The organism is Devosia yakushimensis, assembly GCF_030159855.1.
In the GTDB taxonomy this organism is placed as follows: domain Bacteria; phylum Pseudomonadota; class Alphaproteobacteria; order Rhizobiales; family Devosiaceae; genus Devosia; species Devosia yakushimensis.
Map to the genome: position 1 here is coordinate 164,550 of NZ_BSNG01000002.1, position 20,534 is coordinate 185,083.

Genomic DNA, 20,534 nt, shown 5'->3' on the forward strand with positions numbered 1-20,534 from the left:
CAATGCGTCCTGGTAAGCCGCGTCGAGAAAGCCAAACTGCCCAATTGCTGCCGGCCGCTGCCGTGGCTTTGTTCACCCTTATCATTGCAGCCATTGCTGTTCATGCACCGCCAAAGGCGGGCGAGATGGGCGTGGTCTTTGCCCCCTGGACAAGCCAGGGCGAGGCGATGGGTGCTGTGGTGGCGGCAGGGGGGCGGATTGTCGATAGCAGCCGGCTCAGCAATGTCATCGTTGCCTATGGGCTCGATGAAGGGTTTGGCGAAAGGGTCCGCGAGCGCGGTGCGTGGTTCACCGTGGCGGCCATTGGTCTTTGCGCAGGCGTGGGGGGCCTAAGCTGATGACACAGAAGATGAATCTGGAGCAGTTCCGGCTACAGGCGGCGATTGGTCTAGGCGCGATGAGCGCGGTGCTGGCGGGCGCGGCGGTGAGCATCGATATTGTCCGCTGGGGCGGGCCGGGGCTGGGAAGCGTGCTGGCACTGATTACCCTGGCTGCACTGGTGGCCGGTCTCGTGCTGTTCCGCCGGCGGCCCGCCTTCCGCTATCTGGCCGTTTCGGTGCTGATGGCGCAGGTCATGGCGGTGCTGATCACCATGCGCGAGCATCCCCAGCAGGTCGACATCCATATGGCCTTCTTTGCCGCCCTGGCCATGTGTGCGCTGCTCTATGACATCAAGGCCATTCTGGTGGGTGCGTCCCTGGTGGCGGTGCATCACCTGGGGTTGGGCCTGCTCTGGAGCGACATGGTGTTTTATGGCGGCGGCGGCCTGGGGCGGGTCGTGCTGCATGCGGTGATCCTTGTGGCCGAGGCGCTGGCGCTGGTCTGGATGACGCGCAATACCGAAATGCTGCTGCAATTGGCCAATCTCAAATCGGACGAAGCCGAGGCGGAGGCGGAAATTGCGCACCGCCATGCCCAGACGGTCAAGGAGAGCCTGGAGGCCAGCCAGACCCGCGCCGCCCTGATGCAGTCCCTGCAATCGGGCTTTGGCGATGTGGTGGATGCGGCCGTCGAGGGCGATTTCAGCCACCGCGTCACGGCCGACTTCCCCGACGAGGACCTCAACCGGCTGGCCAATTCGGTCAATCTGCTGCTTGGCACGGTGGAACGCGGCATCGCCGAAACCGGCGGCGTGCTGACGGCTCTTGCCGCGACCGACCTCACCCGGCGCATGGAGGGGGAATATCGCGGGGCCTTTGCCAAGCTCAAGACCGATACCAATAGCGTGGTCGATACGCTGTCGGGGTTGATCGACCGGCTCAAGGATACATCGGGGTCGCTCAAGACCGCGACCGGCGAGATTCTGTCGGGCGCCAACGATCTTTCCGAACGCACCACCAAGCAGGCGGCGACCATCGAGGAAACCGCTGCCTCGATCGAGCAATTGTCCAATGCCGTGCTCGACAATGCCAGGCGCGCCGAAACGGCCAGCGGCAAGGCTCAGGCCGTGTCCAATACCGCTACCGAGGGCGGGGCCGTCATGGACCGCGCCAATGCGGCCATGGCCGGCATCGAGGCCAGTTCGGCCAGGATTTCCAGCATTATCGGGCTGATCGACGATATCGCTTTCCAGACCAATCTTCTGGCGCTCAACGCTTCGGTGGAAGCGGCGCGGGCGGGCGATGCCGGCAAGGGCTTTGCCGTTGTCGCGATCGAAGTGCGGCGGCTGGCGCAATCGGCGGCGGGCGCTTCGGCCGAGGTCAAGCAATTGATCGAAGCCAGCGCCGATGAAGTGCGCAGCGGCTCGCGGCTCGTTGCCCAGGCGGCCGAAAAGCTGCTCGATATCCTGGCCCGGGCGCAGGAAAGCTCGAGCCTCATCGATTCCATTGCCCAGGCCAATAAGCAGCAATCCTCGGCGCTGCAGGAGGTCACGGCCGCCGTGCGGCAGATGGACGAGATGACCCAGCATAATGCGGCGCTGGTGGAAGAGACCAATGCAGCGATCGAACAGACCGAAGCGCAGGCGGCCGAGCTCGACCATATTGTCGAAGTCTTCCGCACCGGCGCGGCCGCACCTATGCAGGCGGCTCCCCCGCGGCCGGCTTTGCGCGCCGTGGGCAATGCCGTCATCGCACCGGACTGGAACGAGTTTTAGCTCTCTTTACCAGCAATTTACCATGGCTGACCCAGGCTTAAGGCGGATTGATCCAGATCATGCCGCGAGCCGCCGGGATCGGCTCCATTCATTCATCCCTTGGAATCGAGCTTTTCATGCCTGCCCCTATTTCATCCACAGACGCCCTCCAATCCCGGCTCGACTTCATTGGCCTCGACGAAGCAGCCCGCCAGCGCCTTTCGAGCGTACAGCATCACATCGATACCCATCTGCCGCTGGCGCTCGACAAGTTCTACGCCAAGATCGCCAAAGTCCCGGCGGTCGCCAAATTCTTCGATGGCAAGCCGCAGATGGACCGGGCGCAGTCCAAACAGGTGGGCCATTGGAAGGCGATCGCGGCCGGGCAGTTCGACGATACCTATTATGAGGCGAGCACCCGTGTTGGGCTGCGCCATGCCCAGATCGGGCTTGAGCCGCGCTGGCATATCGGGGGCTATGGCATCATCGTGGAAACCTTGGTGCGCGGGCTGATCCATGACGTGATGGTCGAGGCGCTGGCGCCCAGGCCGGGCCGGTTCGGCAAGAAGGCGCCATCGCCCGAGGAGGTGCTGGCCGAGGCCGATGCCATGGCCGGGGCGCTGGCCGACGTGCTCAAATCCATGCTGCTCGACATCGATATCGGGGTGTCGGCCTATTTCGAGAAATTGACCGCCGAGGCCAAGGCGGCCGATGAGGACGCCAAGGCCAAGATCAATCGCGCGGTGACGCTGACCGGGGAAGTGCTGCGCGACATGGCCGAGGGCGATCTCACCAGCCGCATCACCGCCGATTTTGAGCCCGAATTCGCTCAGATCAAACATGATACAAATGCGGTGGCCGAGCGGCTGACCGGCATTGTCAGCCAGCTGCAGCAGACCTCGCGCTCGCTCAAGACGGCAACCGGGGAAATCCTGTCCGGCGCCAATGATCTGTCCGACCGCACCACCAAGCAGGCCGCCACTATCGAACAGACCGCTGCCGCCGTCGAACAACTCTCGACCGCCGTGGTGGACAATGCAAAACGGGCGGCGACGGCCAGCGACAAGGCCCAGGCCCTGGCGCAGAGCGCCACCGAGGGTGGCGCGGTCATGGTCGAGGCCAATAGCGCCATGGCGGCCATAGAAACCTCATCGGACAAGATTTCCAAGATCACCGGCATGATCGACGATATCGCCTTCCAGACGAACCTCCTGGCGCTCAATGCCTCGGTGGAAGCGGCGCGGGCGGGCGATGCCGGCAAGGGCTTTGCCGTGGTGGCGGTGGAAGTGCGGCGGCTGGCGCAATCGGCGGCCGGAGCCTCGGCTGAAATCAAGGCTTTGGTCGAAGCCAGTGCCGGCGAGGTGCGCAATGGCTCGCGGCTGGTGGGGCAGGCGGCCGAAACGCTGCTCGATATCCTGGCCGGGGCGCAGGAAAGCGCTGTACTGATCGATACGATCGCGCAGGCCAACAAGGAGCAGTCGGCGGCGCTCGAAGAGGTCACTGTCGCCGTGCGGCAGATGGATGAGATGACCCAGCACAATGCGGCACTGGTCGAGGAAACCAATGCGGCCATCGAACAGACCGAAGGGCAGGCGGGGGAACTCGACCATATCGTCGATGTATTCCGCATCGCGCGGAACATATCGGCCCAGCCAATCATGCGGCCGCGTCTGGCTTCCTGACACGGGCTGTCAGCAGCAGCGGATTAAACCTGCCGAGGCGCAAGCCGGCGCCGGAGCCCGATCATGACCGCTGCATGCCACGCCCAGGACATTCTGCCAGCCTCCCCGCCGCCTGCGGGCGCCCCCTCGCAGGCGGCGCTCGACGATCTGCTGGCGCCCCTGCCCGCGGCGACGGCAGCGCTGGCACGGCGCGTGGTGGCGCTGGTCGCGGCTCATCCGGGCCTGTCGGGCGAGGTCAAGACGGGGTGGAAATCGGTCAATTTCCGCCATGGCCGGGCCGGGCATGTCTGCGCGGTCTTTCCCCATCCCGACCGCGTCTCGCTCTATTTCGAGCAGGGGCGGCTGCTCGACAATGGCCATGGCCTGTTCCAGGGCGAGGGGCTCAAGAAGGGGCGCTTCATCCGCATGCTGCCGGGCGCGGAAATTCCCATCGACATTATCGGCATCCTGATCGGGGAGGCCATTGCCCTGCTCGATTGAGCATGCTTGAAAGCGCTGTGACCTGAGGGAGACTTGGCGATGGCGCGAATTGGGCTGGTGGCGCATGACGACAAGAAGGACGAATTGTGCGCCTGGACCGTGTTGCACAAGGCCAAGCTCAGCCAGCACGATCTGTGGGGTACGGGGACGACGGGCGGCCGCGTGATGGCGGCGACGGGCCTGCCGGTCTCGCTGCTCAAGAGCGGACCGCTGGGCGGGGATCAGCAGCTGGGCGCCATGATCGCCGAGGGCAAGCTCGACATGCTGATCTTCTTCATCGACCCGCTTTCGGCCCAGCCGCACGATGTCGACGTCAAGGCGCTGACCCGGCTGGCAACGCTCTATGACGTGCCCCTGGCCAATAATAAATCCACAGCCGATGCGGTGCTCGCCGCGATTTGACCCGGCAAACCCCTTCGCGGGCCGCGCAAGGTTGACCCTTGCCCCCCGTTATGAGCAGATGCGGCAAAATAGCCCGGAGACATAACCGGGCAGGCATAGCTCAGGAAACGGAACGGGTTTGGGTGTCTGATGTAGTTATTGACGTTCGCAACGTCAGCAAGCGCTTTGGCGGCCTCACGGCCGTCAACAATTGTTCGCTCTCGGTTCGGCGCGGCTCGGTCACGGGGTTGATCGGGCCCAATGGCGCGGGCAAATCCACTTTGTTCAACATCGTGGCGGGCAATATCGTGCCCGATAGCGGCCAGGTGATCTTTGACGGGCAGGATGTCACGGGTCTCAAGCCCCATCAGCTCTTCCGCACCGGCATGCTGCGCACGTTCCAGATCGCGCATGAATTCTCTCATATGACGGCGCTGGAAAACCTGATGATGGTGCCGGGCGACCAGCCGGGCGAATATCTGGCCAATACCTGGTTCCGGCCGGGCCTGGCCAGATCGCGCGAGACCGAGGTGCGCAAGAAGGCGCTCGACGTCATCGATTTTTTGAAGCTCGGCCATGTGCGCAACGAGCTGGCGGGCAATCTTTCGGGCGGGCAGAAAAAGCTGCTCGAGCTGGGCCGCACCATGATGGTGGATGCCAAGGTGGTGCTGCTCGACGAGGTGGCCGCGGGCGTCAACAAGACATTGCTCAACGACCTTGCCGCCAATATCGAGCGGATGAATCAGGAACTGGGCTATACGTTCTTCGTCATCGAGCATGACATGGACCTGATCGGGCGCCTGTGCGATCCGGTGATCGTCATGGCTCAGGGCGAGAAGATCGCCGAGGGCCCGATGGCCGAAATCCGCGCCAATCCCCAGATCGTCGAAGCCTATTTCGGCACTCCGGTCGAGGTGGCTTCCTGATGCGTGTTTCCTTGTCCAAAAACCGGTTTCCACTTTTTGGGGAAACCCGCTGATGGCTTTGATCGAACTCAAACATGTCGTCGGCGGCTATGGCGGCGCGCCGATCCTCAATGGCGTTAACCTGGCCATCGAGCCGCATGATATCGGCGTCATTGTCGGCCCCAATGGGGCGGGCAAGTCGACCACGCTCAAGGCCATTTTCGGGCTGCTGAAAGTCACCGGCGGGACGATCGAATTCGGCGGGGAGAATGTCGCCAATTCCCTGCCCGACCGGCTGGTGCCCAAGGGCCTTTCCTTCGTGCCGCAGGAAAAGAACGTCTTTACCTCGATGAGTGTCGAGGAAAACCTGGAAATGGGCGCCTTTACCCGCAAGGACGATTTCCGCGCCACCATGAACTGGGTCTATGAGATGTTCCCGGTGCTGGCGGAAAAGCGCCGCCAGCCGGCCGGAGAACTCTCGGGCGGGCAACGCCAGATGGTGGCCATGGGCCGGGCGCTGATGAGCAAACCGACCCTGTTGATGCTCGACGAGCCCTCGGCGGGCCTGTCGCCGCGCTATGTCATCGAGATTTTCGAGACCATTGTCCGCGTCAACAAGGAAGGCGTCGGCATTCTGATGGTCGAGCAGAATGCCCGCCAGGCCCTGGCCTTTGCCAGCAAGGGCTTCGTGCTGGCCAGCGGGCAGAACCGGTTCACCGGCACCGGCCCCGAACTTATCGCCGACCCCGAAGTCGCCAAGAGCTTTCTGGGGGGCTGAGATGGTGCAAGCTGGCTGGTCCAATTCACAATGTCATTCCCGCGCAGGCGGGAAGCCATTCTTTCCCCGCGCCTCAAAATCCCAGGAGTGGATTCCCGCCTGCGCGGGAATGACGCCGCGGGCAGGAAATGCGCCGAGCGCCGCTGAGATATCCGCATGACCGAACTCATTTTCTTCATCAACCAGGTCGTCATCGCCGGCGCCGTTCTGGGCTGCATCTATGCGCTGGGCGCGGTGGGCATCACGCTGGTTTTCGGCATTTTGCGCTTTGCCCATTTTGCCCATTCCGAGCTCATGACCTCGGGCGCCTTCTTTGCGTTCCTCCTGGCCAGCGCCTTTGCCGCCTGGGGCATTGTCACCCCCATTCCGACCGGTTTCGTGGTGCTGCCCATTGCCATGGTGATCTCGGCCATTCTGGCGCTGGGGATCGACAAGGGTTTTTATGCACCGCTGCGCAAGCGGGGCGCGCGGCCGGTGACGCTGCTGATCGCTTCGATCGGCGTGACACTGATGGTGCAGGGGCTGATCCGCCTGTTCTTTGGCGCCGGATCCTACTCGTTCTTCGAAACCGAGGCCAAGGACGTGTTCCGTATCGATCTGAGCATGCTCGGTTCGACCCGCCCCCTGGTGATCACCGAGCCGCAATTGCTGATGATTATCGTCACGGCCATTTCGGTGATCGCGCTGCATCTCTTTCTCACCCGCTCGCGGCTGGGCAAGGCGATGCGCGCTATGGCTGACAATGCGGATCTGGCGCAGGTGTCGGGCATCAATACGGCGCTGGTCGTGCGCGTCACCTGGATCATTGCCGGCGCCCTGGGCTGCATGGCCGGCACCATGCTGGCGCTGGATGTGACGCTGAAGCCCGATCTGGCCTTCAACATCATCATTCCCATCTTTGCCGCTGCCATTGTGGGCGGGTTGGGCCAGGCCTATGGCGCCATTGCCGGAGGGCTGTTGATCGGTTTTGCCGAATCTCTTGCCGTCTTCAACTGGACCATGGTGCTGCGCCCGCTCAACGCCATCCTGCCCGATTGGCTGCAATTGCCGGCAACGCTTGCCCTGGTGCCCACCGAATATAAGCTCACCGTCGCCTTCGTGATCCTGGTGGTGACGCTGCTGGTGCGGCCCACGGGTATCTTCAAGGGAGCCTCGTCATGATCCAGCGTTCCCTGACGCTCTTTGCCGGGCTTTTCGTCTTGATCCTGGTCATCGGCTGGCTGATGGGCCTGCCCTTTACCTCGTCGCGCCTCGTGGAAGCGGCCGCCTATAGCCTCATCGCGCTGGGCCTCAATATTCAGTGGGGATATGGCGGGCTCTTCAATTTCGGCATTATGGGCTTTCTGATGCTGGGCGGCTTTGCCGTCACCTTCATCTCCTATCCGGTCAATCCCACCTTCTGGGGTTCGGATGGCCCCCTCATGCTCGGTCGGGCGCTGCTCGCCTTTGCCGCGGGGGCTCTCCTGGTCATCGCGGCGCGCAAGAGCGATCGCATCGGTCTTAGGGGCGGGTGGAAGACCTTTGTCACGGTGCTCGCCTGGTTTGTCGCCTATTGCCTTTATCGCAGCCAGCTCGATCCGGCTGCGGCCTATATCGAATCGGCCGCCGGTGGCGGCTGGGTCGGGGGCCTGGGTGCCCATCCGATCCTGGGTTGGCTGTTCGGCGGGGTGCTGGCGGCGGTCATTGCCTTTATCGTCGGCAAGATCGCCCTGGGCCTGCGCACCGATTACCTGGCCATTGCCACGATCGGCATTTCCGAAATCATCCGGGCGCTGATCAAGAATATGGATTGGCTGACGCGCGGTACGCTGACGGTGTCGCCCATTCCCTGGCCGACCCCGCTGCCCCAGGATTACCAGGCCAGCGGCTCGGATCAGTTCAGCTCGCTGTTGCTGGCCCGCGGCGGCTTCCTGCTGCTGGCGCTGGCCGTGCTGGCCATTGCCCTCTGGCTGATCAGCCGGGCCTATTCGGGCCCCTGGGGCCGCATGATGCGCGCCATTCGCGACAATCACATTGCGGCGGCCTCCATGGGCAAGAATGTTACCGCGCGACAGCTCGAAATCTTCGTCTTCGGCTCGGTGCTGATGGGGATAGGCGGGGCCATGCTGGTCAGCTTCACCCAGATTTTCGATCCCTCGAGCTACCAGCCGATCAACCACACCTTCCTCATCTGGGTAATGGTGATCGTGGGCGGGGCGGGCAATAATTGGGGCGCGGTGTTTGGTGCGGTGCTGATCTGGCTGGTCTGGATCATTTCCGAGCCGCTCTCCAAGGTGGTGTTCGATTTCGTCAGCATGTGGTCGAGCAATTTCGGCTGGGGCGCCATTCCCGATATCGAAGCGCGCTCGGCCCAGATGCGCGTCTTCGTGCTGGGCCTGGTCATCACCATAGCCCTCCGATTTGCACCCCGAGGCCTGATCCCGGAAATGGTGAAGCGGGAGGGGTAGGTTCCTCTCTACCGCCATTGCTCTGCAACCCCCGCGCAAGCGGGGGTTTCTTTTTTAACGCCTCATAGCAAGCAAGAGAAACAGAGGTTCCCGCTTTCGCGGGAATGACCCGGTGAGGGATGAATTGTGCAGGTGACAACCCACCCACAATGTCATTCCCGCGAAAGCGGGAACCTCCGTTTTCCGCCGCAAGTAAGTCCAATATTGTACATTGTCTAAAATTGGACTATATGTGCTCCAGTAGACCGGAGACTGTTTCATGGCCCGCATCGCTCATCTTGCTACCCATCAGCCCGTTGCGCCGGGGCCTGACCGGCTGGATAATGCGCGCTTCCTGCCGCAGAACCGGCGGCGGTTGAGCGGGCCGGGGCTGCGCAGTTTCCTGGCCATTGCCGATCTTTGGGGCCTTAACGAAGAACAGCGCCGGCTGGTGCTGGGCTATCCGGCGCGCTCCACCTATCACCACTGGATGCGGCAGGCCCGGGCGCAGGAAAGCCTGCTGCTCGATGCCGATGTGCTGACGCGGATATCGGCCGTGCTGGGCATTCACCAGGCGCTGGGCGTGCTGTTTGCCAGCCAGGGCGATGGCCTGGCCTGGCTGCGTGGGCCTCATGATGCGCCGGTTTTTGGCGGCCAGCCCCCGTTGGCGCTGGTGACCAATGGGTCGCAGGACGGATTGCTCCTGGTGCGGCGCTTCCTTGATGCGGCGCGGGGTGGGCTCTATATGGCGCCCAATGCGACCGATGCCGGTTTTTCGCCCTTGGGCGACGACGCCATTGTCTGGCAATGAACGGCCAGCGCATCGCGGCGCCCCGGCCGTGCTATCGCCTCATCCCGTCGCAATTTCCCCCTATCGGGCTTTTCGACACCGTCAGCACACCTGCCGACCTCGAGGCGGTGATGGAGCTCGCCGGCTGGACCAATGACCGGCTGGTGAGCGAGCGATTGCGCCGCCTGCCCGAAGGCGAATGGGTGTTCGGGCGGCCCAATTCGAGCATTGTCATGGCCGCGTTTCTGCATGCCCCGCCGGGCGGCACGCGTTTTGCCGGGCCCGATCTGGGCGCCTGGTATGCGGCGGCGGCGATCAATACGGCGGTCGCCGAAGTGGCCCATCACCTGCGGCGCGAATTGGTGGCGCGCAATATTCCGGCGATGAGCCGCACCTATCGCGCCTATCATTGCCGGCTCGAGGGCGACTACCTCGACCTGCGCAACCAGCAGCAGGCACGACCGGAGCTCTATGACGGCACGAATTACACCGCGAGCCAGACCTTCGGCGAGGCCGAGCGCGCCAGCGGTGGCGACGGGCTGGTCTATGACAGCCTGCGCCATGGCGGGGGCACCAATATCGTCGCCTATCGCCCCTCCAAAGTGCTCGACGTGGTCCAGAGCGAGCATCTCGATGTCAGCGTCAGGGCGGACATGGCGCGGGTCGAGGTGCGGCGGTTGAGCGAATAGCTCAGCGCCGCGCGGCGACCCAGAGCCAACGGGTCGGCAGGTTGTCATAACCGCCGCCGTCCTCTTCGGTCAGTTCAAGTTCGCTCCAGGCCGCGGCGGCCCGATAGCGCGCCAGCAAGGTTTCTGCATTGGGGTAATTGTAATAACGCCCGAACTGGTCGCGACCTTCGCCACTGCCCGCCTTGAAGCTGGCGACAAACAGTCCGCCCGGCTTCAGCGCGCGGAAAATCTGGGCCAGGTTACCGGCCAGTTCGGCATCGGGCGCATGCAGCAGCGATGCGCTGGCCCAGACCCCGTCAAATTGCGCATCGGCATCGAGTTGATCGAACCGCATGACGCGCACCGGCCGCCCGATATGGCGACTTGCCTCTGCCGCCAGCTCGGGCGAGGCATCGGTGGGGTGGATGTCGAAGCCCTGCGACAGCATGTGGGCTGCGTCCTCGCCGCCGCCAGAACCCAGTTCGAGAATTGTCGCACCGGCCGGGAGCGCGGCGAGAAAGTGCGCCAGATGGGTCCCAATGCGCCGTTGCCGCTGCACATAGGTTGCGGCGTTTTCGGCATAGAACCGCAAGGTGTCATCATCGGCCATTGGCGCCTCCGGACAAAAAAGCCCGGGATCGCTCCCGGGCCTTCAATCTTGCAAAACCAGCTAAAATTACTGGATTTGACCCTTTTCGACGAACTTGCCGCCTTCGACGGCCAGTTCGACGATGATGCCGTCCACGTCGCCGGCCGCGTCGAAGTCGAGCGAGCCGCCGGCGCCGTCATAGTCGATATCGGTGCCGGCCTTGATCAATTCGACAGCCTTGCTCCACTCGCCGGGCAGGATTTTTTCGCCCGGAGCCGAAGCGACATCGCGCAGCGCGGCCGACAGACCCTCACGGCCGGCCGAACCGTTCTTCTCGATGGCGAGTGCCAGAAGGAAGGCGGCGTCATAGGCCTGGGGGGCATAGGTGGCATTGGCCTGGATGCCGGCATCATTGGCCAGCTTTTCATAGGTGGTGGTGGCATCGCCCGCCGGAGCACCGGCGCGGGTGGCGATCAGGCCTTCCACGGCCGAAGCGTCGATACCGGTCAGCAGGTCATCGCCGACCATGCCGTCACCGCCGACATAGGTGGTGAAATTGCCCGATTCCACGGCCTGGCGCAGCACGGTATTACCCGAGGCATTGGCATAGGCCAGGATCACCAGGTTCTGCGAAGCGACCAGATTGCCGAGCTCGGCGCGATAGTCGGCCTTGCCTTCTTCGTGAGCGAGATTGGCTGCAACGGTGCCGCCGCCTTCGGTGAAGGCGGCCGACAGCGCATCGGCAAAGCCCTTACCATAGTCATTGTTGACATAGGTGATGGCAATGTCCTGGACGCCCTTGGAGAGCAGGAGGCTGGCCATCTTGACGCCCTGCAGCGCGTCAGACGGGGTGGTGCGGTAGACGAGGTCGTTGTCGTCGAGCGTGGTCAGGGCCGGAGCCGAAGAGGCCGGCGAGACGAAGACCACATTGCCCGACTTGCCCGAGCCGTTGAAGGCGCCGATGGTTTCGCCGGTGCAGAGCGCGCCGACAACGGCGGTGACGTTATCGGTATTGATGACCTTGTCGGCAGCCGCGGCGGCGGTGGTGGCATCGCAAGCGCCGTCGGCCGAGATCAGCTTGAGCTCGCCGCCCAGAATGCCGCCCTGTTCGTTGACCTGTTTCACCACCAGCTCGGCGCCGGCGAAAATCGGGGGGGTCAGCGATTCAATGGGGCCGGTGAAGCCGCCGATGAAGCCCAGCGTGGCTCCGGTGTCCTGGGCGATGGCAGGTGCTGCGACCATCAAGGTCGAAGCGGCCGCTGCCAGGGTCAGGGTCTTGGTCAGAATGTTCATAATGTCCCTCTCTGTGGTCGTCCCGCTGGTGCGGCCCTTGCACGGCGCCAGTCTTTGCACACGGAACAACATGCTCAACGGGGGCGCAACCCGCGCCCCGCGAAGCCAGGACTGTTGCATAAAGGAAATTGGGAGTCACCTTGTATTGATTGGCAAAACCGGCCCTCGTGACTGTTGCTTAACGGGGTCGGGCCTTAGATAGAATGAGGACCTTGGCGCAGGGTGAGAGCGGCATGATTTTACCTTCGGTAGGCAAGGCGCTGCTGGCCCTCTTGCTGTTGACGCCCCTCATGACGCCGGCCCTGGCGCAGGTGACGGTGCTCGATCAGGCGCAGGACAATGCCGGGGCGCCGCCGTCGCCGCCACCGGTCTGCGGCACCCAGCCGCTGGCGATTGCCCGGATGAGCTGGCCCTCGGCGGCGCTGCTGGCCGAAATTCATGCCAGGCTGCTGGCCGCCCATTTCGGCTGCGAGATCAAGGTTATCCCGGGCGATCTGGCGGCTACCGGCTCCTCCATGGGCTCAACCGGCCAGCCGGGTGTGGCGCCTGAAATGTGGATCAACCGCATTGCCGAGGTGTGGAACCCGGCCATCGAGGCGCAGATGGTGCGGCCGGCCGGACCAAGCTATGCCGAGGCCAATTTCGAGGGCTGGTTCATTCCCGATTATGTGGCGGGCGCCCATCCTGAATTGACCGGTGCTGCCGGGCTCGCCGCGGCCCTGCCCACGCTCAATGGCGGGGGCAAGGTGCGCTTCGTTTCCTGTCCGGCCGATTGGGCCTGCGCGCTGATCAACCGCAATCTGGTGCGCGCCTATGGCCTGGACAATCTGGTCGAGCTGGTCGAGCCGGCCAACCGGTTCGAAATGGATACGCTGATCGGAGAGGCGGTCAGCCGGCAGGAGGCCATCGTTTTCTACTATTGGCAGCCCAATGCTGTGCTGGCGCAGTTCGGCTTCCACCCGCTCGATATGGGCGCCTATGACGAGGCCAAGGCCAAATGCCTGGCCAGTCTGTCCTGCGCCAGCCCGGCCCCCTCCGCCTTTGCCCCCGAAACGGTGGTCGTGGCGCTCAGCGAATGGGTCTTTACCGATATTCCCGCCATTGCCGGCTATTTCCAGCGCAGCGCGCTGCCCCTGGCCGAGATGAACGGGCTTTTGGCCCAGCTCAATACGCCTGGCGCCACCATCGAGGGGGTGGCCGAAAGGTTCGTTGCCGAACGTGGCGATATCTGGCGCAAATGGGTGGGCAGCGAGGCTCCCTAACCAGGTATTTACCCTGGTGTGCGAAGGGCATGGGCGGGGCGGCGTTCCGTCGTCAAACTGTCATCGAGCGGGCCTAGCCTCGTGTCTTTGGTTTCAGATAAGTATCTGAGAACAAACGAATTTTATCGACATCTTTAGAAGATATTCACGCCTTGCGCCCGATAAGTGTCAAGCCATGGGCTCCCTTATGGGGCTCATGATCTATCGGTAGAGCATGCGTCGCGATCCCACCCTCAAAGCCATTATCGACAGTTACAGCACCGTCGCGCTGATCGCGGCTGCGGTGATTGCGGCGCTGGTGATTGCGAGCCTGTGGGCGCTGTGGGGCGCTTTGGGCAATGCCGGCCCCTTGATGCTGCCGCTGACAGTGCTGGGGGGTGGAGCGGCGCTGCTCGCCCTGTTGTGGCTGGGCTATGGCCGGCTGCGGCGGCGGGTCGCCGCGGCGCTCAGGGCCAATCGCGAAGCCATGGATGCGGTCAAGCGCGATGCCCTGACCGGGGTGTTCACGCGCTCGCATTTCCTGGAAGCCATCGGCGCGGAAGTCTATCACGGCTCGGAGCGGGCCGTGGGCTATATGCAGCTCGATATGGACAATCTCAAGCTTCTCAATGACAGCGCCGGCCATGCCGCGGGCGATGCGGCGCTGGTGCATCTGGCGCGGGCCATTACCAGGCTGATGCCGGGGGCCATCATCGGCCGGCTGGGGGGCGATGAATTCGGCATTGCCATTATCGGCCATGACAATCGCGCCGCCCTCAGGCGGCTGGCCGAGGAATTGCTGCGCCAACTCGACAAGCCCGTGGCCATTGGCGGGCGGCCGGTGCGCCTCTCGGCTTCGGTCGGCATTGCGCTGGCGCCGGCCGATGCGGTCGACGTGGTCGATCTCATCTCCAAGGCGGATCTGGCGCTTTACAAGGGCAAGAAGGCCGGCCGCCGGGCCGTGGTGGCTTTCGATGCCGATATGCTGGGCGACGAGCGCCACCGCCGTTTCATCGAGCGCGAATTGCGCGCGGCCCTCCTGATGGATGAGCTGGAACTGCATTATCAGCCGGTCTTTTCGGCCGCCAGCATGACCGTCACCTCCCATGAGGCGCTGGTGCGCTGGCGGCACAAGGTGCGCGGCATGATCCCGCCGGCCCAGTTCGTGGGCATTGCCGAAGAGAGCGACCTCATCGACCGGCTGGGCGAATGGGTGCTGCGACGGGCCTGTGCCGATCTGCCGGCCCTGGGCAGTTCTTCGGTGGCGGTCAATGTGTCGCCGGCCCAGTTGCGCCATGCCGATTATGCCGACCGCTTTGCTGCCGTTCTCCTCGAGACCGACACCGATCCGTGCCGCATCATTGTCGAGATCACCGAAACCGTGCCGCTCAATGCCGGCGGGGTGGCGATGGCCAATCTCGAAATGCTGCGCGCCATGGGCGTGCGCATCGCCATCGACGACTTCGGGGCGGGGCATGCGAGCCTCCAATATCTGCGCGGCTTTGCCTTTGACATCATCAAGATCGACCGCACCTATGTCGCCAATCTGGCCGATAGCCGGATCGACGCCATGATCGTTTCAGCCATTTGCGACATTGCCCGCTCGCTGCCGGTCGAGGTGATCGCCGAGGGTATTGAAACCCAGGAGCAGCTGACCCGGCTCAAACTGGCGGGCTGCACGGGCCTGCAGGGCTATCTGCTGGGCCGCCCGGCTCCGTTGCCCGCACGGGAGCGGTCCCAGCAGCAGCGGGCCAGCGCGGCTTAGCTTGTGCGCTTTAAGAGCCAACGGCCCACCCTCCCTCGCCTCCCCAACCACCATGCCTCCCTCGGGCTTGACCCGAGGGCCGTTCTCAACACGGCACAAACGGCAAATGGTCCTCGGGTCAAGCCCGAGGAAACGATTGTGGGGTGGATGGATGGTGCGGCGGAGCTATCACCCGGACTTAGTGGCCCCGCAATCTGTATAATCAACCACAACGTCATTCCCGCGCAGGCGGGAATCCATTCTTCAGTCTGGCGCGCGTTATAAGAGTGGATTCCCGCCTGCGCGGGAATGACATTGTGGGTGAGGTGGTGAAGGGATGACTTCGGGTTTCGGCGCTGACCGTTGCGCGTGTCCCTTACCCTCTCCCAACCACCATGCCTCCCTCGGGCTTGACCCGAGGGCCGCTCTCAACACGGCGCAGGCGGTGAGTGGTCCTCGGGTCAAGCCCGAGGAAGGCGATTGTGGGGTGGATGGAGGCACCCTCCCGTCGAGGGAAAGTACCGGACCAGATCTAAACCGCTTCCACCCCGTCCCGCGCCGCCTCGATCTTCCGGCGCTCTTCGTCGGTCAGCTCCAGCCTTGTCAGTTCGGCATCGAGCAGGATGGGCGTCTTGCTGCCTTCATGCAGTGCGGCCAGGGCCTGGCCATCGCCATTGAGCCAGAAGGGTTCCTGCTTTCTGCCCATGCGCGAGGTGACATTGGTGCCGCGCTTCTTGCCGGGGCGGGGCAGGGCATAAGTCACCGCCTTGCCGCCCAGCACGTTGGAAATGCTCGTGACCGTGACCGGGACGGCGGTCAGTTTCAGAGGCTTGCGGGCGAGCCGGCGGACCTGGTCGGCCTGGGCGCCCTTGAACAGCAGCACGGCGCCGAGCACGCCCATGAGCAGCACGAAGCCCGAGCCCACGATGATGCGGTTCCACAGCATGTCGAGCCCCAGGCTGAGGCCCACGATCTGCGGCTTGTCGCCCGAGCGGACCACTTCGACTTCGTAATCGCCGGTGTTGAAATCGACGAACATCAGTTCGATGTCGCGCTCGAAGGTCTTGCCCTTGACCGTATAGGTCACATGCGCCTCGCAATCGACGAAGATGGCGCGGCGCGTGGTGCAATGGCCGTCCGTGACGGTGGAATCGTAGACCACGACCGGGTTTTGCGAGATGACCCAGTCATTGACGATGCCGGGGACCTGCCAGACCGCGATGAAACCGCCAATGCCCAGGAGCAGGAGGCCCCCGAGATAGGAGAAGATGCCGGGCACGATGCCCGTCTTGGCCAGCTTGAGCGGGCGGGTGGGGAAGGCAGAAGCGAGATCGGTCATCGGCGGTATCCGCATTTCATCGGTTTGAACGTGCCCGGCGCCGCTTCTGCTGCAAGGCAGCGCTGCGCATGACAGGCTGGCGACAGCTAGCCTTCTGTCGTAGTTGCGTCTAGTGCTGGCAGCGCGATATAACGGGCGTACCAGCCAGTTCGGTGCAGCGGGGAGCAAGCAGTTGGATTTGAAGCGCATAAATGATCACATCAGTGTTTCCGGGCAAATCCAGCCTGAAGACATCGCAGCGCTCAAAGCCCAGGGCTTTACCACCATCATCAATAATCGCCCCGAGGGCGAATCCCCCGACCAGCCCGATGGCGCCGATATCGAAGCGGCGGCCAAGGCGGCGGGGCTGAGCTATCATGCCATTCCACTGGGCCGCGAAGGGGTTTCCCCCGACATGGTCCAGGCGACCAGGGCCGCGCTCGAGGGGAGCACAGGCCCGGTGTTTGCTTTCTGCCGCTCGGGAACGCGCTCGACCACTTTGTGGGCGCTGAGCCAGGCCGGCGAGATGGATGCGGGCGAAATCATCGCCCAGGCGGCCGAGGCCGGATACGACATGAGCCATCTGGCCGGTCATCTCAGCCGCGACTAGACGGTATTTTTCGGCGGCATGGCCGGGCGACCGGCCCGGCCCCATTCCAGACTGAGCCGGATCGCTCCCAGCGATCCCACGACCCCTCCTGCTCGGAATTATCTTTATGCCTATCAAGAAAATCCTCGTCGCCAACCGCAGCGAAATCGCCATCCGCGTGTTCCGTGCCGCCAATGAACTCGGGCTCAAGACCGTCGCCGCCTATGCCGAAGAGGACAAGCTGGCGCTGCACCGCTTCAAGGCCGACGAGGCCTATCTGATCGGCAAGGGCAAGGGCCCGGTCGAGGCCTATCTGCAGATTGACGAATATATCCGCATCGCCCGCATTTCGGGGGCTGACGCGATCCATCCCGGCTATGGCCTGCTGTCGGAAAGCCCCGAATTTGTCGATGCCTGCGAGGATGCGGGGATCATCTTTATCGGGCCGCGGGCGCAGACCATGCGCGACCTGGGCAATAAGGTTGCCGCGCGCAACATGGCGATTGCCTCCAATGTGCCGGTCGTGCCGGCCACCGAGGCGCTGCCCGACGATCCCAATGCGATCAAGAAACTGGCGGCCGAGATCGGCTATCCGCTGATGCTCAAGGCCAGCTGGGGCGGCGGCGGGCGCGGCATGCGCCGCATCATGGATGAAAAGAGCCTGCTGTCAGAAGTCAGCGAGGGCAAGCGCGAAGCCAAGGCGGCCTTCGGCAAGGACGAGATGTATCTCGAAAAGCTGGTCGAGCGCGCCCGCCATGTCGAAGTGCAGCTGATCGGCGACGATCACGGCAATCTCGTGCATCTGTTCGAGCGCGATTGCTCGGTGCAGCGGCGCAACCAGAAGGTGGTCGAGCGGGCCCCCGCGCCCTATCTCGACGACACGGTGCGCAAGGATCTGACCGACGCCGCGGTGCGGCTGGGCAATGCCGCGAACTATCGCGGCGCCGGCACTGTCGAATTCCTGATGGATGCCGATACCGACAAGTTCTACTTCATCGAGGTCAATCCGCGCATCCAGGTCGAGCATACCGTCACCGAGGAAGTGACGGGGATCGACATCGTCAAAGCGCAGATCCATCTGCTCGATGGCGCGGTGATCGGCACGCCCGAATCCGGGGTGCCGCTGCAAAAGGACATTCATCTCAACGGCAATGCGATCCAGTGCCGGGTGACGACGGAAGACCCCGAGCAGAATTTCATTCCCGATTATGGCCGCATCACTGCCTATCGCGGCGCCACCGGCTTTGGTGTGCGGCTCGATGGCGGCACGGCCTATGCCGGGGCCGTTATCACGCGGTTTTATGATCCGCTGCTGGAAAAGGTCACCTGCTGGGCGCCGACGGCCGAGGAGGCGATTGCCCGCATGCATCGCGCCCTGCGCGAGTTCCGCATCCGCGGCGTGTCGACCAATCTGGCGTTCCTCGAAAACATCATCACGCACCCCGATTTCGTCGAGAACCGCTATACGACGCGCTTCATCGATACGACGCCGGAGCTGTTCAACTTCAAGCCGCGTAAGGATCGCGCGACCAAGCTGCTCAGCTACATTGCCGACGTGACGGTCAACGGGCATCCCGAAGTGCGCGACCGCCCGCGTCCGCCGGCTGAGGCCGCGGCGCCTGTATTGCCGGAATTTCCGCCGCTCAGCGTGGTGGAAGGCAGCCGGCAGGTGCTGGACCGGAGCGGTCCGGCGGCGCTGGCCAAGTGGATGAAAAAGCAGAAGCGGGTGTTGTTTACCGACACCACCATGCGCGATGCCCATCAAAGCCTGCTCGCCACCCGTATGCGCAGCTATGACATTACGCGCATTGCCCAGGCCTATTCGCGGGGTCTGCCAAACCTCTTCAGCCTCGAATGCTGGGGCGGGGCGACGTTTGACGTCTCCATGCGCTTCCTCAATGAGGACCCCTGGGAGCGGCTGGCCAAGGTGCGCGAAGGCGCGCCGAACATTCTGACGCAGATGTTGCTGCGTGGCTCTAATGGCGTGGGCTACACCAATTACCCCGACAATGTGGTCAAGTTCTTCGTCGCCGAAGCGGCCAAGGGCGGGGTGGATATTTTCCGCGTCTTCGATTGCCTCAACTGGGTCGAGAACATGCGCGTGTCGCTCGATGCGGTGCTCGAGGCCAATAAGGTCGCTGAAGGTGTGATCTGCTACACGGGCGATCTCTTCGATCCCGACCGTTCCAAATATGATCTCAAATATTATGTCGGGCTGGCGCAGGAGCTGGAAAAGGCCGGCGTGCATGTGCTGGGCATCAAGGACATGGCGGGCCTGCTCAAGCCCGCTGCGGCCAAGAAGCTGATCTCGACGCTGCGCAACGAGACCGATCTGCCGATCCATCTGCACACTCATGACACCTCGGGCGCTTCGGCGGCGACAGTGCTGGCGGCGGTGGATGCGGGGGTCGATGCGATCGATGCGGCCATGGATGCGCTATCCGGCACGACCAGCCAGCCGACGCTGGGTTCGCTGGTGGCGGCTTTGGCCGGTGGCGAGCGTGACCCGGAGCTGGATTCCAAGGCGATCCGCCAGATTTCCTTCTATTGGGAAGCCGTGCGCACGCAATATCGCGCCTTTGAAAGCGATCTCAAGGGCGGGGCCTCCGAAGTTTATCTGCACGAAATGCCGGGCGGCCAGTTTACCAATCTCAAGGAACAGGCGCGCTCGCTGGGGCTCGAAACCCGCTGGCACGAAGTCGCCCAGACCTATGCCGACGTCAACCAGATGTTCGGCGATATCGTCAAGGTGACGCCATCATCCAAGGTCGTCGGGGACATGGCCCTGGCCATGGTGTCGGCCGGGCTGACCCGCGCCGATGTGGAAGACCCCAAGCGCGACATCGCCTTCCCCGATTCGGTGGTCGGCTTCTTTGCCGGCGATCTGGGCCAGCCGCCGGGTGGCTTCCCCAAGGAGCTGCAAAAGAAGGTGCTCAAGGGCAAGAAGCCGCTGACCGAGCGGCCGGGCTCCTACCTCAAAGACGTCGACCTTGAGGCTGAGCGAAAGAAGATTGCCGAGGAGGTCGGGCATCCGATCGACGATTTCCGGCTGGCTTCATATCTGATGTATCCCAAGGTCTATGCCGATTTCGAAAAGACCCAGGATCGCTACGGCCCCACCGAGGTACTGCCGACGCCGGTCTATTTCTACGGCCTCTCCGAAGGCGATGAATTGCTGGTCGATATCGAGAAGGGCAAGACGCTGGTCCTGCAATATCTCGGCCGCGCGCCCACCAACGAAAAGGGCGAAGTGCGGGTATTCTTCGACCTCAACGGGCAGCCGCGCACCATCCTCGTGCCCGACCGGCTCAAGGTCGGCGAGGTCAAGCTGCGGGCCAAGGCCGTGGCGGGCGATCCCAAGCAAGTCGGCGCGCCCATGCCGGGCGTGATTTCGACGCTGGCGGTCAAGGAAGGCCAGTCGGTAACAGCCGGCGACGTGCTGTGTTCGATCGAAGCGATGAAGATGGAAACCGCCATCCATGCCGAGGTGGATGGGGTGATCGCCGAACTCCTGATCAAGCCGGGCGACCAGATCGACGCCAAGGACCTCTTGGTCCGGTTCGAATAGGACCATTG

The 20,534-nt window shown here is 63.5% G+C and carries 18 protein-coding genes; 15 read left to right on the forward strand and 3 right to left on the reverse strand.

Annotated features, from left to right (window positions below):
- Nucleotides 1-2 precede the first annotated feature (2 nt).
- The 11 genes from QQL79_RS17980 (at nucleotide 3) to QQL79_RS18030 (ending at nucleotide 10,205) form a co-directional block, all read left to right on the forward strand.
- The gene (locus QQL79_RS17980) at nucleotides 3-338 is read left to right on the forward strand and encodes a hypothetical protein (RefSeq protein ID WP_284393182.1); all 336 of its coding nucleotides are present in this window, start codon (nucleotides 3-5) and stop codon (nucleotides 336-338) included.
- Entirely contained in the window at nucleotides 338-2,095 is a 1,758-nt protein-coding gene (locus tag QQL79_RS17985) for a methyl-accepting chemotaxis protein (RefSeq protein ID WP_284393183.1), read from the forward strand. Before QQL79_RS17980 ends, QQL79_RS17985 begins: the two co-directional genes overlap by 1 nt.
- Nucleotides 2,096-2,211: 116 nt before the next feature.
- A complete protein-coding gene (locus QQL79_RS17990) occupies nucleotides 2,212-3,756 on the forward strand; it encodes a methyl-accepting chemotaxis protein (RefSeq protein ID WP_284393185.1) in 1,545 nt (514 codons plus the stop codon).
- Nucleotides 3,757-3,819: 63 nt separating this feature from the next.
- A complete protein-coding gene (locus QQL79_RS17995) occupies nucleotides 3,820-4,236 on the forward strand; it encodes a hypothetical protein (protein ID WP_284393187.1) in 417 nt (138 codons plus the stop codon).
- A gap of 39 nt (nucleotides 4,237-4,275) precedes the next feature.
- Nucleotides 4,276-4,638, forward strand: coding sequence for a methylglyoxal synthase (locus QQL79_RS18000; RefSeq protein WP_284393188.1), 363 nt, complete (start codon nucleotides 4,276-4,278; stop codon nucleotides 4,636-4,638).
- A gap of 122 nt (nucleotides 4,639-4,760) precedes the next feature.
- Nucleotides 4,761-5,543 (forward strand): ABC transporter ATP-binding protein, encoded by a 783-nt coding sequence (locus QQL79_RS18005; protein ID WP_284393189.1) that lies wholly within the window; start codon nucleotides 4,761-4,763, stop codon nucleotides 5,541-5,543.
- Between the two features lie 52 nt (nucleotides 5,544-5,595).
- Nucleotides 5,596-6,300: an ABC transporter ATP-binding protein gene (locus QQL79_RS18010; protein WP_284393191.1), complete on the forward strand. Its 705-nt coding sequence runs from the start codon at nucleotides 5,596-5,598 to the stop codon at nucleotides 6,298-6,300.
- Nucleotides 6,301-6,456: 156 nt separating this feature from the next.
- Nucleotides 6,457-7,461: a branched-chain amino acid ABC transporter permease gene (locus tag QQL79_RS18015; RefSeq protein ID WP_284393193.1), complete on the forward strand. Its 1,005-nt coding sequence runs from the start codon at nucleotides 6,457-6,459 to the stop codon at nucleotides 7,459-7,461.
- Nucleotides 7,458-8,747 (forward strand): branched-chain amino acid ABC transporter permease, encoded by a 1,290-nt coding sequence (locus QQL79_RS18020; RefSeq protein ID WP_284393194.1) that lies wholly within the window; start codon nucleotides 7,458-7,460, stop codon nucleotides 8,745-8,747. The genes QQL79_RS18015 and QQL79_RS18020 overlap by 4 nt, the downstream gene beginning before the upstream one ends.
- A 268-nt stretch (nucleotides 8,748-9,015) precedes the next feature.
- Nucleotides 9,016-9,537, forward strand: coding sequence for an MbcA/ParS/Xre antitoxin family protein (locus QQL79_RS18025; protein ID WP_370461263.1), 522 nt, complete (start codon nucleotides 9,016-9,018; stop codon nucleotides 9,535-9,537).
- A complete protein-coding gene (locus tag QQL79_RS18030) occupies nucleotides 9,534-10,205 on the forward strand; it encodes an RES family NAD+ phosphorylase (RefSeq protein ID WP_284393199.1) in 672 nt (223 codons plus the stop codon). The genes QQL79_RS18025 and QQL79_RS18030 overlap by 4 nt, the downstream gene beginning before the upstream one ends.
- A 1-nt stretch (nucleotide 10,206) precedes the next feature.
- On the opposite strand, the gene QQL79_RS18035 is transcribed toward QQL79_RS18030, so the two are convergent.
- On the reverse strand, nucleotides 10,207-10,794 hold the full coding sequence (locus tag QQL79_RS18035; RefSeq protein ID WP_284393201.1) for a class I SAM-dependent methyltransferase: 588 nt from the start codon (nucleotides 10,792-10,794) through the stop codon (nucleotides 10,207-10,209).
- Between the two features lie 66 nt (nucleotides 10,795-10,860).
- Entirely contained in the window at nucleotides 10,861-12,066 is a 1,206-nt protein-coding gene (locus tag QQL79_RS18040) for an ABC transporter substrate-binding protein (protein WP_284393203.1), read from the reverse strand.
- A gap of 233 nt (nucleotides 12,067-12,299) precedes the next feature.
- Between QQL79_RS18040 and QQL79_RS18045 the strand changes: the two genes are divergently transcribed.
- Together QQL79_RS18045 and QQL79_RS18050 are read left to right on the forward strand one after the other, a co-directional pair.
- Nucleotides 12,300-13,328, forward strand: coding sequence for a glycine betaine ABC transporter substrate-binding protein (locus QQL79_RS18045; RefSeq protein WP_284393204.1), 1,029 nt, complete (start codon nucleotides 12,300-12,302; stop codon nucleotides 13,326-13,328).
- A gap of 214 nt (nucleotides 13,329-13,542) precedes the next feature.
- Entirely contained in the window at nucleotides 13,543-15,072 is a 1,530-nt protein-coding gene (locus QQL79_RS18050; RefSeq protein WP_284393206.1) for a putative bifunctional diguanylate cyclase/phosphodiesterase, read from the forward strand.
- Nucleotides 15,073-15,583: 511 nt separating this feature from the next.
- Here QQL79_RS18050 and QQL79_RS18055 read toward each other — a convergent pair.
- Nucleotides 15,584-16,390 carry a hypothetical protein gene (locus QQL79_RS18055; RefSeq protein WP_284393207.1) on the reverse strand — a complete coding sequence of 269 codons (807 nt, stop codon included), beginning with the start codon at nucleotides 16,388-16,390 and terminating at the stop codon, nucleotides 15,584-15,586.
- A gap of 178 nt (nucleotides 16,391-16,568) precedes the next feature.
- On the opposite strand from QQL79_RS18055, the gene QQL79_RS18060 reads away from it, so the two are divergent.
- Nucleotides 16,569-16,979 carry a protein tyrosine phosphatase family protein gene (locus QQL79_RS18060; protein WP_284393208.1) on the forward strand — a complete coding sequence of 137 codons (411 nt, stop codon included), beginning with the start codon at nucleotides 16,569-16,571 and terminating at the stop codon, nucleotides 16,977-16,979.
- A 106-nt stretch (nucleotides 16,980-17,085) separates the two neighbouring features.
- Nucleotides 17,086-20,526: a pyruvate carboxylase gene (gene pyc / locus QQL79_RS18065; RefSeq protein ID WP_284393209.1), complete on the forward strand. Its 3,441-nt coding sequence runs from the start codon at nucleotides 17,086-17,088 to the stop codon at nucleotides 20,524-20,526.
- The last annotated feature ends 8 nt before the right edge of the window (nucleotides 20,527-20,534 follow it).

What these genes read in the sequence shown, in the direction of transcription:
- QQL79_RS18000 (WP_284393188.1), top strand. Translation starts at nt 4,276, where the DNA reads ATGGCGCGAATTGGGCTGGTGGCGCATGACGACAAGAAGGACGAATTG.
- QQL79_RS18015 (WP_284393193.1), top strand. Translation starts at nt 6,457, where the DNA reads ATGACCGAACTCATTTTCTTCATCAACCAGGTCGTCATCGCCGGCGCC.
- QQL79_RS18035 (WP_284393201.1), bottom strand. Translation starts at nt 10,794, where the DNA reads ATGGCCGATGATGACACCTTGCGGTTCTATGCCGAAAACGCCGCAACC.
- QQL79_RS17990 (WP_284393185.1), top strand. Translation starts at nt 2,212, where the DNA reads ATGCCTGCCCCTATTTCATCCACAGACGCCCTCCAATCCCGGCTCGAC.
- QQL79_RS17985 (WP_284393183.1), top strand. Translation starts at nt 338, where the DNA reads ATGACACAGAAGATGAATCTGGAGCAGTTCCGGCTACAGGCGGCGATT.
- QQL79_RS18045 (WP_284393204.1), top strand. Translation starts at nt 12,300, where the DNA reads ATGATTTTACCTTCGGTAGGCAAGGCGCTGCTGGCCCTCTTGCTGTTG.
- QQL79_RS17980 (WP_284393182.1), top strand. Translation starts at nt 3, where the DNA reads ATGCGTCCTGGTAAGCCGCGTCGAGAAAGCCAAACTGCCCAATTGCTG.
- QQL79_RS18030 (WP_284393199.1), top strand. Translation starts at nt 9,534, where the DNA reads ATGAACGGCCAGCGCATCGCGGCGCCCCGGCCGTGCTATCGCCTCATC.
- QQL79_RS18020 (WP_284393194.1), top strand. Translation starts at nt 7,458, where the DNA reads ATGATCCAGCGTTCCCTGACGCTCTTTGCCGGGCTTTTCGTCTTGATC.
- QQL79_RS18055 (WP_284393207.1), bottom strand. Translation starts at nt 16,390, where the DNA reads ATGACCGATCTCGCTTCTGCCTTCCCCACCCGCCCGCTCAAGCTGGCC.
- QQL79_RS17995 (WP_284393187.1), top strand. Translation starts at nt 3,820, where the DNA reads ATGACCGCTGCATGCCACGCCCAGGACATTCTGCCAGCCTCCCCGCCG.
- QQL79_RS18040 (WP_284393203.1), bottom strand. Translation starts at nt 12,066, where the DNA reads ATGAACATTCTGACCAAGACCCTGACCCTGGCAGCGGCCGCTTCGACC.
- pyc (WP_284393209.1), top strand. Translation starts at nt 17,086, where the DNA reads ATGCCTATCAAGAAAATCCTCGTCGCCAACCGCAGCGAAATCGCCATC.
- QQL79_RS18010 (WP_284393191.1), top strand. Translation starts at nt 5,596, where the DNA reads ATGGCTTTGATCGAACTCAAACATGTCGTCGGCGGCTATGGCGGCGCG.
- QQL79_RS18050 (WP_284393206.1), top strand. Translation starts at nt 13,543, where the DNA reads ATGCGTCGCGATCCCACCCTCAAAGCCATTATCGACAGTTACAGCACC.